Source organism: Prosthecobacter sp. (genome assembly GCF_044232965.1).
Taxonomy (GTDB): Bacteria; Verrucomicrobiota; Verrucomicrobiia; order Verrucomicrobiales; family Verrucomicrobiaceae; genus Prosthecobacter.
The window spans coordinates 36,218-48,003 of record NZ_JBIIKX010000048.1; the positions used below are offsets into that span (position 1 = coordinate 36,218).

At 61.0% G+C, this 11,786-nt stretch carries 9 protein-coding genes; 4 read left to right on the plus strand and 5 right to left on the minus strand.

Features of this window, described 5'->3' with window-relative positions:
• Window positions 1-85 precede the first annotated feature (85 nt).
• Both smc and ACILSI_RS18135 read left to right on the plus strand, forming a co-directional pair.
• Complete coding sequence (gene smc / locus ACILSI_RS18130; protein ID WP_395723317.1) at window positions 86-4,051, plus strand: chromosome segregation protein SMC; 3,966 nt, start codon at window positions 86-88, stop codon at window positions 4,049-4,051.
• 89 nt (window positions 4,052-4,140) lie between these two features.
• Window positions 4,141-5,565 (plus strand): hypothetical protein, encoded by a 1,425-nt coding sequence (locus ACILSI_RS18135; protein ID WP_395723318.1) that lies wholly within the window; start codon window positions 4,141-4,143, stop codon window positions 5,563-5,565.
• Window positions 5,566-5,897: 332 nt separating this feature from the next.
• Here the strand turns inward: ACILSI_RS18135 and prmC are convergent, their stop codons facing one another.
• The 5 genes from prmC to ACILSI_RS18160 all read right to left on the minus strand — a co-directional run bounded on the left by prmC (window position 5,898) and on the right by ACILSI_RS18160 (window position 10,773).
• Entirely contained in the window at window positions 5,898-6,797 is a 900-nt protein-coding gene (prmC, locus tag ACILSI_RS18140; protein WP_395723319.1) for a peptide chain release factor N(5)-glutamine methyltransferase, read from the minus strand.
• Between the two features lie 61 nt (window positions 6,798-6,858).
• The gene (locus tag ACILSI_RS18145; RefSeq protein ID WP_395723320.1) at window positions 6,859-7,449 is read right to left on the minus strand and encodes a 5-formyltetrahydrofolate cyclo-ligase; all 591 of its coding nucleotides are present in this window, start codon (window positions 7,447-7,449) and stop codon (window positions 6,859-6,861) included.
• 41 nt (window positions 7,450-7,490) lie between these two features.
• Window positions 7,491-8,729, minus strand: coding sequence for a dihydrolipoamide acetyltransferase family protein (locus tag ACILSI_RS18150; protein ID WP_395723321.1), 1,239 nt, complete (start codon window positions 8,727-8,729; stop codon window positions 7,491-7,493).
• 35 nt (window positions 8,730-8,764) lie between these two features.
• Entirely contained in the window at window positions 8,765-9,730 is a 966-nt protein-coding gene (locus tag ACILSI_RS18155) for an alpha-ketoacid dehydrogenase subunit beta (RefSeq protein WP_395723322.1), read from the minus strand.
• Window positions 9,727-10,773 carry a thiamine pyrophosphate-dependent dehydrogenase E1 component subunit alpha gene (locus ACILSI_RS18160; RefSeq protein ID WP_395723323.1) on the minus strand — a complete coding sequence of 349 codons (1,047 nt, stop codon included), beginning with the start codon at window positions 10,771-10,773 and terminating at the stop codon, window positions 9,727-9,729. The genes ACILSI_RS18155 and ACILSI_RS18160 overlap by 4 nt, the downstream gene beginning before the upstream one ends.
• Before the next feature lie 226 nt (window positions 10,774-10,999).
• Between ACILSI_RS18160 and ACILSI_RS18165 the strand changes: the two genes are divergently transcribed.
• Together ACILSI_RS18165 and ACILSI_RS18170 are read left to right on the plus strand one after the other, a co-directional pair.
• Complete coding sequence (locus tag ACILSI_RS18165; protein WP_395723324.1) at window positions 11,000-11,566, plus strand: hypothetical protein; 567 nt, start codon at window positions 11,000-11,002, stop codon at window positions 11,564-11,566.
• A gap of 49 nt (window positions 11,567-11,615) precedes the next feature.
• Window positions 11,616-11,786: NAD-dependent epimerase/dehydratase family protein (locus ACILSI_RS18170; protein ID WP_395723326.1), on the plus strand; the 171-nt coding region annotated here is incomplete at its 3' end.

An 11,786-nucleotide genomic window follows, 5' to 3' on the forward strand; every position in this document is an offset into this window, starting at 1 on the left:
ACGGGTTCAACCTTGCGGGGATGCCGTGTGGAATGGTTCAATCCACCTCAGCACTCATTTTCCGCAGCCTTTACCCTCTCCAGCCATGTACCTCAAGAGCCTCACCCTTCACGGCTTCAAGTCCTTCGCGGACAAGACCCACTTTGAATTCCACAAAGGCGTCACCGGCATTGTCGGCCCGAACGGCTGCGGCAAGTCAAACGTGGTCGATGCCATCCGCTGGGTGCTCGGTGAAACGTCTGCCAAAGCGCTGCGCGGCGATGAAATGGCCGATGTCATCTTTAATGGCACGGACAAACGCAAGCCCGTGGGACTTGCCGAAGTCACGCTGACCATGGCCGACTGCGAGCAGTCGTTGAACGTTGATTTCAACGAGGTCGCCCTGACCCGCCGCGTATTCCGCGATGGCCGCAGCGAATACCGCCTCAACAACACGGTCTGCCGCCTCAAGGACATCCACGATCTCATCGCAGGCACCGGCATTGGCCGCGCCGCTTACTCGATCATGGCGCAGGGCCAGATCGACATGCTTCTCAGCTCGAAGCCCGAAGATCGACGCACCGTCTTTGAAGAAGCCGCTGGCATCACCAAGTTCAAATCCCAGAAGCGGGAAGCGCTGCGCAAACTGGAATACACCGAAGCCAATCTGCTTCGCGTGGCCGACATCGTCGCCGAAGTGAAGCGCCAGATGGGCACCTTGCAGCGTCAGGCCGCCAAGGCACGTCGTTACCAGACTCTACTCGAAGACACCCGCCTGCTCGACACTCATCTCGCGCACAAGCAATACACCGAATTCAGCGGCGAGAAGTCCGAGGCCGAAACGCAGGTGCGCGTGATGGCGAACCAGATCGAGGAATTGCAGCGCAAACTGCAAACCGTCGAAACCGAAGCCGCGCAAACACGCGAGGCCTACCACTCGCTCGAATCGCAGATCAGCCAGGCACGCCAGCAGGCCCAGGAACTCCGCTCGCAGATGCAGAGCGCCGAAGGCCGCATCGGTTTCAACAAAGAGCGCAGCGAGGAACTCGAAGGACGCATCCGCCAAAACGAGGAGCAGATTGCCGCGAACGAAGAACTGCTCGATCAGGCCCGCCGCGATCTCGCGAATGCCGACGAGCAGCTTCTCGCCATCACCGACAACATTCAGACGCGCCAACTCGCGATGAACGAGCACGCAGGCGTGCATCAAAGCATCCTGCCGGAGCGCAACCGCCTCGAAAGCGACCGCCGCGCCATCCGTGAATCGATTCGCCAGTTCGAAGGCCAAATGGCCGCCAGCGAAGCCCGTGCGCAGTCATTGAGCAATCAAATCTCCGCCGACCGTCAGCGTCACGAGTCGCTTGCGCATGATCGTCAAACCGCCGCGCAGGCCCGCGAGTCCAGCCAGATCGAATACGACGAGCTTCAGCGCAACATCCAGGAACTCGAAGAGACGCGCAACCAACTCGACGAGAAGGCCAAGGACTGCGCCCGCGAGATCATCGAACGTCGCCGTCAGCGCGACGCGATGAACAACGAACTCAACGACCTCCAGCGCAACCTCACGCAGCGCAAGTCACGCCTCGAAATCCTCGAGCAACTGCTGCAAAAAGGCGAAGGCCTCTCCTCCGGCACGCAGAGCGTGCTCAGCGGCCTCGACAATCCGGAAGTCTATTCCACCGGCGTGCGCGGCCTGCTCGCCTCCAGCATCGAAGTCGATCCCGATTTCATCCCCGCCATCGAAGCCGCGCTCAAAGATCATCTGCAAGCCGTGCTGCTTACCGAGAGCGAACTCGCCGCACAGATCATCGACCGCCTCACCGATCACAAGATGGGCCGCGCATCGCTCGTGCCGCATGATTTCTGCAATCTGCGCAACGCCGCGGATCGCGAGCTTATGCCCGCTGGTGCCATCGCCTGGGCCACCGACAAGGTGCGCGTCAAAACCGGCGTGCAGAGCCTCATCGACCACTTGCTGCACAACGTCGTCATCGTCGATGACTTGCACACGGCGCTGCGCTTGAAGCGTGAGATGCCGCACCTTGCCATCGCCACGATGCGCGGTGAGTTCATCTCCACCGACGGCATCATCAACGGCGGTGCCAGCAAGGAGGAAGGCTCTTCCACGCTCCGCCGCGAGGCCGAGGTCCGCCAGCTCCGCACCGAGGTCGAGGCGCTTGAACTTCAGTTCATGGAGAAGGAAGACGCCGTGAAAACCGTCAGCGTCCAGCTTGAGGACATGCAGCGCGAGGAAGTTTCCCTCCGCGAGCAGAGCCAGCGCGCGCGTGAAGGCTTCTCCCAGTTCCAAGGCAAGATCAGCGTCGTCCAGCGCGCGCTGCAACAGGCCACCGCGAAGCTCGAAAGCGTCGAGTGGGACCAGAATCAGATCCAGGAGCGCATCGGCGGCTCCGAAGGCCAGATCCAGCAGCTCCGCGAGGCTGCGGCCATCGCGCAGGAGCAGCTTGAGTCCTCCCGCGTGCGAGAAGGCGAGCTTGAGCTCGAAATGGAGTCCTTCCTCCGTCGCGAACTCGAATCCAGCGAGCGTCTCAACGAACTGCGCACTGCGCTCGCCCTCGAACAAAGCGCGCTGCATTCCATCGAGCGCCAGAAGGCTCCGCTCGGCGTGCGTTTGCAGGAACTTCAGGCCGGCATGAATCGCTTTGCCGAGGAGATCAACACCTGGCGTGTACGCATCCAGCAGAGCGACGCTGAAAACGCCCGCTTTCAGGAGCAGGTCGAATCGCAACGTGGAGCCATCGCCGCCATCGAAGAACACTTGCAGTCCAAGACCGAGGAGCGCGCCGGATTGTTCGAGCAGGTCAGCCAGCTCGAAACCCAGCTCACGCAGCTTCGTCAAAGCTACAACGGTCTCAACGAGTCCCGCAATCGTGCTGAAGTCGCCCTGACGCGCGTCGATCTCCGCCTCGAAAACCTCATCAATCAGGTTCAAGAGCGTTACAGCTTCCACATCGACGCCTTCGAGCCAGATTACCACGTCCTCATGGTCACCATTGAGGAGCAGAAGAAGAACCGCAGCCGTGGGAAGAAGGCGGCGGCGAATACTGCTGAGAACAACGATTCCACCGAAACTTCTGCGGAAGCTGAAGCGGCCTCAGAAGCGCCTGACAACGCCGAGGAACCGCAAGAGCGCGTGATTCCAGCTGTCTCCAATCGTGATGACGAGGTGGACATCGACGATGTCGTCATCCCCGGCCAGGAAGCCGAGCCGGACTGGGCTTTCGTCATGGAGGTCGTCTATGAGCTGCGGCAGAAGCTCGAAGGCATCGGACCCGTCAATCTCGACGCCATCCAGGAGTTCGAAGAACTCGAAGAGCGTCACAACTTTCTCGACACCCAGCACAACGACCTCGTCAAATCCAAGGACGAGCTGCTCCAGGTCATCGCCAAGATCAACGAGACCACGAAGACCATGTTCGTCGAGACGTTCACGCAGGTGCGCGGCTACTTCCACGACAACTTCCGCGAGCTGTTTGGCGCTCAGGCCAAGGCCGACCTCATGCTCGTGGATGAAGGCGATCCACTCGAGTCCGGCATCGAAATCATCGCCAAGCCGCCGGGCAAGAAGCTGCAAACCATCAGCCTCCTCTCCGGTGGCGAGCGCAGCATGACCGCCGTGGCGCTGCTGTTCTCGATCTACCAGGTCAAGCCCAGCCCGTTCTGCGTGCTGGATGAGTTGGACGCTCCGCTCGACGAAACCAACATCGGCCGCTTCCTCAAGATGCTCGACAAGTTCATCGACAACTCGCAGTTCATCATCGTCACCCACAACAAGCGCACCATGAGCCGCGCCGATGTGATCTACGGCGTCACCATGCAGGAATTCGGCATCAGCAAGCCAGTCGGCGTGCGCATGACCACCGAAGACACCCGCACCATGGACAAGACCGTGCAGGAACTCGCCCTCGAAGCCCCCAACCAGCCCAAACGCCGGAAAAAGGCTGATGACGGCTCCGATCAGCCCGATCTCGTCCACGAGGATCTCGATCAGGAGCAGGAACGCCTGACCGCGATTGAGGAGCAGGAAGAGCAGTCACCGGCGGTGTTGGTGTAGGAGGCGGAGCCTCGTCAAAGAGGTCAAGTTGATCAAGGGTGGCGATCCTTGACCGCTTGACGCCTTGACCGTTGACGCTCCTGTCCGGCATGACCTTTTCCATCGAGTCCTTCCAGTTTCATGTGCTGCCGATGCACACGCGGTTTCCGTTCAAGTACGGCATCGCCAGCATGAGCGCCTTGCCGCATCTGTTTGTGACGGTGAATTTGGTGGTCGATGGCAAGGCGGTGGCCGGACTCGCGAGCGAAGGGCTGCCGCCGAAGTGGTTCACGAAGAACCCGGACACGCTGTTCGAGGTCGATCTGGCCGAGATGATCGCGGTGATTCAGAATGCCTCGCGCATCGCGCGGCTGGCAGCGGAGAAGGCGACGGGATTTTTTGCCTGGTGGCAGAACTTGTATGCAGAACAAACGAACTGGGCTCAAGTCAAAGCAGTCCCGCCGCTGCTGGCGAATCTGGGCGTGAGCTTGATCGAACGCGCCGTGCTCGACGGTCTGTGCAAGGCGCTGGGACAGCCGCTGCATGCGGTGTTGCAGTCGGATGTGCTCGGCATTGACCTCGGTGCCGTGCGTGAGGAACTGCGCGGCATGGGCGTGAGCGATGTCATCGCACCCCAACCACTCTCACGCCTATTTGCACGACACACGGTCGGACTTGGAGACCCGCTCACGGCGGCGGATGGTGCCTTGAATGACGGGCTGCCTTACACGCTGGAGGAAAACATCTGCGCCTACGGCCTGCGCTACTTCAAAATCAAAGTCTGCGGCAAACCGGAGAGTGATTTGCCGCGTCTGCGCGAGATCACGCGCATCCTCACCGCAAACTGCCCCGATGGCTTTCATGCGACGCTGGATGGCAACGAACAGTTCTACGACCTGGCGAGCTTCCGCGACTTCTACGCGACATTGAGTGCAGACGCCGCGCTCGCGCCCTTGTTCCGCAGCCTACTGCTCATTGAGCAGCCGCTGCATCGCTCCAAGGCGCTAAACGAGGCTGTAGGAGACAGTTTGGGCATGATCATTGATGAAAGCGACGGCTCCCTAGCCGACCTGCCACTCGCGCTCGATCTCGGCTATCGCGGCACGAGCCACAAGAACTGCAAAGGCATCGTCAAAGGCCTCGCCAACGCCGCCCTGCTCAAAAAACGCGCCGCCAGCATCCCCGGCGGCCCGATTCTCAGTGGTGAAGACCTTGCCAACGCCGGACCGGTGGCCCTGCTCCAAGACTTGAGCGTCATGGCCCTGCTCGGCATCACCCATGTCGAACGAAACGGCCACCACTACTTCCGTGGCCTCAGCATGCACTCCTCCGTCACGCAAAACGCGGTGATCGACAAGCACGCTGGCCTGTATCATCGCCACACCGAAGGTTTTGCGACACTGAGCATCGAAAACGGCCAACTCGATTTGCAGACTGTGAACGCCGCTCCGTTTGGCTGCGGCATCACTCTCGATGTGACGCAGTTCGAGCCGTTGAATGAATGGATCAAGCGCGGAGGGATGGGGGTGCTGTGAAACGGATCGACCTCATAAACAATACGGCACCAATGGTCGGGATATGCTGCATCTACTTCACCTGTCCGGTCAGGTAGGCCACGCCACAACCTCCGAACGACAGGCTCATTAGAACGAAGAGAATGCCGAAGAACCACAAGCAGCCCATCATGGCTGCGTGGGACATAGCACCGTTGCGGGACTCAGCTTGTTTGCTGCGTGCTGCGTCCAAACACCCAAGGGCAATGAGGCCAAAGATGACAAATCCAACGAATCCGATGGCTGCGAAAGCTCTGCCAAGTTCAGGCCCCATAGTTTTCCACACTAACGACAAGCCGCATTTTGTGCAATCCTCAATTAACCGAAGGTGACTGGTCATTCCATTCATCGTCCTGAATCACGCTCAGCTTCGCAACTTGAACAGGAGCTATGGCAAAAACAAAACGGTGGATGCCTGGGAGGTCCGGGGCGGTGGTGGCGTTGAGGTAGCCGAGTTCCGTACAGCGGGTGGCGACGAGTGCGCCTTGGTCGTGGCCGACTTCGAGGGCGATGAGGGCGTTGGGATTGAGATGTGGCAGGACGTCGTTAAGGAAGCGTTCGACGATGCGGAGGCCGTCGGGACCGCCGTCGAGGGCGAGGACGGGGTCGCGTTTGACCTCGGGGCTGAGCGTCTGGATTTCGGCGGTGGGGATGTAGGGTAGGTTGGCGACGATGAGGTCGAAGGTGCCGGTGATTTTTTCGAAGAGGTCGCTGCGCAAGAGCTTGATGTTGGCGCTGAGGCGCGAGGCGTTGAGGCGGGCGAGGTCGAGGGCGTCCTCGCTGATGTCGGCGAGGATGATTTCGCTCAAGGGCCAGGCTTTGGCGAGGCTGAGGCCGATGCAGCCGGAGCCGGTGGCCATGTCGAGCAAACGCGCCGGAGGTGTGGCAAACTTTTTGAGGATGAGCTCGACGAGGGTTTCGGTCTCAGGGCGCGGGATGAGGGCGCGGTGGTCGCTGACGAACTCGTGACCGCAGAATTCGACGGTGCCCAGGAGATGCTGAAGCGGCTCCCCTTCCCCACGACGGCGCAGGAGATCGCGAAGGGTGGTCAACTGGCCCTCGGGGACGGTTTCGTTGAAGCGAAGGTAGAGATCGAGCCGACGACAACCAAGGACGTGGGCGAGGAGGTGCTCCATGTTGAGCCGGGCTTCCTCGATCTTGCGCTTCTCCAGGTAGGCGGTGCCGGAGCTTACGATTTCGAGAATGGACTTCATGGAAAATTAAAATGACGAATGCCGAATGGCAGAAACCTGCGGTTTAAACCACTCATCCGCACTAATGAGGCGCTGGTGCTTGGATCAAGCCGGATTCGGTGATGATTTGATGCACGCGCTGGTCGTGAGGTTCGACAGGGATGTGGTCGATGATCTGGCAATCATAGGCAATGGCGAGACGATTGGCGCGGCAATGCGGATGGGCGAGAAGGCGGTCGTAGTAGCCGCCGCCGCGACCGAGGCGCGCACCGTCACGAGTGAATGCGAGGCCGGGGACGAGGATGAGGTCGAGCGCGGCGATTTCGACGGGCGGGCAGTGCGGTTTGGGTTCCCAGACGTTCATCTGGCCGCGCTGGAGATCATCAAGCGACTGAATGTGGCGAGGTTGCAGTTCAGAGGCTTCGATTTGGAAGAAGCATGGGCGATGTCCTTGATCCCACAACACAGGAAGCAGGTGCGGGAGGAGGTCTGGCTCGTTTTTGAGGCCGCCAAAGAGGGCGATGACCTTGTGTGGCGCGGTTTCGGCAAGCTGACGCATGCCGCTACGAAGGATGTGCTGGGCGATGCGGGCACCGGCTTGCTGGCGTGTGGATTCGTCGATGGCACGGAGATGCTCGCGCATGTGCTGGCGGAGCGTGGGTTTGTCGTGCATGCGAAATCGTTGAAGCGGACAGGAGTGTCCGCGCTCCCTTTTCAAAGCAACTCGGGCTTCTGGAGAAGCTCGGCGATGCGCTTCAGCAAGCGGCCGGCTCCACCACCGTCGAGGACGCGGTGGTCGAAGCTGAGGGTGAGCTCGGCCTCGGTGACGGGAATGAATTGCTTCACCTCCTCGCTCCAATGCGGCACCTTGCTGCCAGCGCCGAGTCCGAGGACGAGATTTTGCTCAGGCAAAGGAATCGGAGTGGCCCAAACGATGCCAAAGGTGCCGAAGTTCGTGACGGTGGCGATGCCGGGACGGTTGACATCGTTGGGCAGGCGGCGGGCGCGGGCCTGCTCGACGAGCTTGTTGTAAGTGGGCACCAGTTTGACGAGCGGGGTCTTTTCGACCTCACGCAGCGTCGGCACCATGACGCCGTCTTCGACCTCGACGGCGAAGCCGATGTCGATGGCACGCGGATGGACGATGCGGTTGCCGATGAGACGACCAGCGACGGCGGTGTTTTCGGCGAGCGCTAAGGCGAGGGCACGGATGACGTAAAGCGCGGGGCCGGGCTTGGGATCGGTCTTTTTGCGATGCGCGAGCATGGCATCGAGCATGATGGGACTGCCGACGGTGGCCAGGGGCCGCGCCCAACTGCGGCGCATGCTGTCGGCAACGGCGATGCGCATCGGCGAGGCCGGAGTCATGCGGTGCTGCTCCAGAGCGCGGAGAAATGCCTCGAAATCCTCGACGGTGACACGACCGCCTGCGCCGGTGCCAGGAACGCCGGAGAGGTCGGCGGCATTGAGGCCGAGTTCGAGCATGCGAGCGCGCATGCGTGGGGAAATGTAGCTGGCCCCCGTGGCACCCGCAGGAACCGGAAGGCCGCCAGTGACGACGGGTTCAACGGTGGGCTGGCGGGTGGAGATGACGTCGTCGTCGCTGATTTTGAAATGAAGGTTCTCCACGACATCCGCCCCACTGGCGGTTTGCTGCGCAGATGATGATGGCTGCGGTGCGTCCGAAATACCGATCGACTGGGCCTCCTCCTCGGTGATTTCGAGCGTGCCGAGCGTGGAACCGACGGCGTAGCTGGTTTGCTGTACCGCGAGGATCTGGCTGACCTTGCCGCTGCAAGGCGCGGTGACGGCCATGGTGGCCTTGTTGGTCTCGACCTCAAAGATGTCGCTGCCCGCCACGACGGTGCCGCCGGCTTCGATCAAGATGCGAATGATGGTGGCTTCGGCGATGGACTCGCCGAGCTGGGGCATCAGGATGGGGATGGAGGGCATGGCTGGAGGCTAGATGCTCGATACTTGATGCTGGATTAATACCGCAGGAGACGGCGGAGGGCGGCGGCGATGGTGGCGACGGTGGGGCGGTGCGCCTTCCACAGATTCGGATGGTAAGGAATGGGCGTGTCCTTGGAGTTCAGGCGCATCGGCGGTGCGTCGAGCAGGTGAAATGCCTCGCTGGCGACGCGGGAGACGATTTCCGCCGTGACGCCACCCCATGGGAATGCCTCGCCGAGGGCGAGCAGACGACCGGTGCGGGCGACGGAGGCGAGGATGGTGTCGGTGTCCATCGGCTTCACGGAGCGAAGATCGACGACCTCGATTTGATAGCCGTCGAGCTGCAGTTCCTCAGCGGCGCGCAGGGCCTCATGCACCATGGCGCTGTAAGTGACGATGGTGGCATGGCGTCCGGGCCTGGCGATGCGCGCTTTGCCGATGGGTAGCTCACGGTCGCCGATTTGATCGGCCTTCAGATGGTAATAAAGGAACTTGTGCTCGCAGTAGATGACGGGGTCGTTGATGGCGACGCTGTCCAAAAGCATCCAGTAGGCGTCCTCAACGGTGGCAGGCGTGACAATGACGAGGCCGGGATAGTGCGCGTAGATCGCCTCCATCGACTGGCTGTGGAAGGGGCCGCTGCCAGCGGTGCCGCCGGAAGGCAGGCGGATGGTGATGGGACAAGGCGTGTTCGTGCGCCAGTAGAGCGTGGCTGCCTGGTTCACGATCTGATTGAAGCCGACGGATGAGAAATCCGCGAACTGCATCTCAACGATCGGCCGTGCGCCTTCCACGGCGGCACCGATGGCCATGCCGACCATCGCGTCCTCGCTGATGGGCGCGTCAAACACGCGGCCAGGGAACTCCTTGTCGAGATTCTTGGTGGCCTTGAAGGCTCCGCCGAACGTGCTGATGTCCTGGCCGTAAAGAAAAACGGCGGGGTCGTGGCGCAGGGCCTCATATTGCGCTTCCCGAATGGCCTCCAAATAAGTGATACTCATGCCTCGTGCTGTCCCTCCACTAAATCCGCGCTGGAGAGCGCCTGCCAGTTTTCTTTGAAGGGATCAGGCAGCGGTTCCTTGGACACTTTGGAGACGGCCTGATCGACTTTGCGGCGGGCCTCGGCGTACAGCTCCTTCACCTCGGCGGCGTCGAGCCAGCCTTCGTCCAAAGTCCGCTGCTCGGCGACGGCCAGACAGTCGCGTGCGCACTGCTCTTTCTTCGCTGTGTCGGGAATATACGAGGCGTCGTCGTGCTCGCCGTGTCCGGCTAGGCGCAACAGCTTGCCCACGATCATCTGCGGCCCGCCACCGGCACGCGCCCGCTGGGCGGCCTGCTGAAAGACTTCCAGGCAGGCACCGAGGTCCGTAGCATCGACCGACACCCCTTCGACCCCATAGCCTGCGGCTCGGTCCACCAGATTTTCACAGGCGTACTGCCGCGAATTGGGCGTGGAGTAGGCAAACTGATTGTTCGCCACGCTGATGATGATCGGCAGCTTTTCCACCGCCGCCATGTTCAGAGCCTCATGAAAAGCGCCCGTGGAAGTGCCGCCGTCGCCGATGCTGGTGGCTCCGATGGCATCGCCCAGCGTGCCAGCCAGCCGCCGGGCAAAGAGCGCCCCAGCCACCACAGACAGCATGCTGCCCAGATGGCTGATCATCGCCATCAGCCCTTCCTGCGGACGTCCGCGATGGATGTTGCCATCCCGTCCCCGCATCGGCCCGGTAATCGTGCCCAAATAGGTGCGTACCGCGTCGAGAATCGGCTCGCCATACGCGATGCGGCCCGCCTGGTCACGAATCAGCGGCCCGTAAATGTCTTTTCCCTTCTGAAGCTGAACGCCCAGCGCCGCGCTAAATGCCTCCTGGCCTTTGCCGATGTAAACGCCGCCCACGATGCGACCTCCGGCGCGATAAAGCGCGCCCAGTTTTTCCTCAAGCACCCGCGCCAGCACCATATGCTGGTAGGCACTCAGGAATCGGGGGCGGAAATCGGCCTCCAGGCCGGTTCCGCTGTGTTGGATCGTTTCAGCGAGTGACACGGAATGTAGTTGGTATCGTGCGCGGCAGATTCGTCAACAACGTCACCATAATCAATTCATTCGTTCAACAGGATTTTGCCATAGGTCATGGCATCTGATCCGCTAAGTTGAGGAGTCGTTTTTTGAGAAATGGAGTGCGCCAGACAAATTCTTTATGATAAATTGTTTGAAATTATCTTTATTCAGTCGAAATTTCATAAAGTAACCTGAATTTTTTAGAAATATTATGGAATCGCTTCTCGCCTCTGCCGCCACCGATCCTGCTTTCTCGGATTTCCAAGTCATGAGCTTTGGCAGCCTGCTGCTGCCTGACCATCCCATCCGTTTTGGCTTTCAGGTGGACATTGTGCCCTCCAACTGCCCCTCCAGCATCTTGTTCGGCCTCATCAGCCGCGATCCGGTGAACGGCGGGTGCGCCAAGACCACCGGCTTCGCCGTGCGGCTGGAACTGGACATGCGCGAGGTCTGGGACGCGCTGAATGGCAGCGGACTCGTCGGCTGGGTGGAGCATCCGCTCGGCCTTGCCGGTTTCACGGACGAGGAACCGCTCCTGCTCGGCTGGGAGATCGAATTTCACGGCCAGGCGCTCATCCCCAAGCTCGTCGTCGCCGACCAGCAGTGGCTCTACCCGGCCATCCAGTGCCCCAATCCCATCGTCATGGAGTCCATCGTCGGCTGGAAGGGCGAGTGGGAGGCCGACCCACGCGGCGTCTTCCTCCATCCTGCCCTCTGGCGTGAGCAGGTGCCCCTGACCTCGGCCACCGAGCCGCAGGCGCAATCCATCGCCGCCTGATCAAGCTCCGGCTTGAATCCCGCCGGTTTTCCCGTTACCGGCTGGGAGCATGAACAACACGGACAGTCGCATTCTCATCACCGGCGGAGCCGGATTCATCGGCAGCGCCCTCGTTTGGGAGCTGAACCGCCGTGGCTGCGAGAACATCGTCGTCTGCGACCGCCTCAGCACCGACGAGAAGTGGAAAAACCTCGTCCCGCTCAAATTCGCCGACTACATC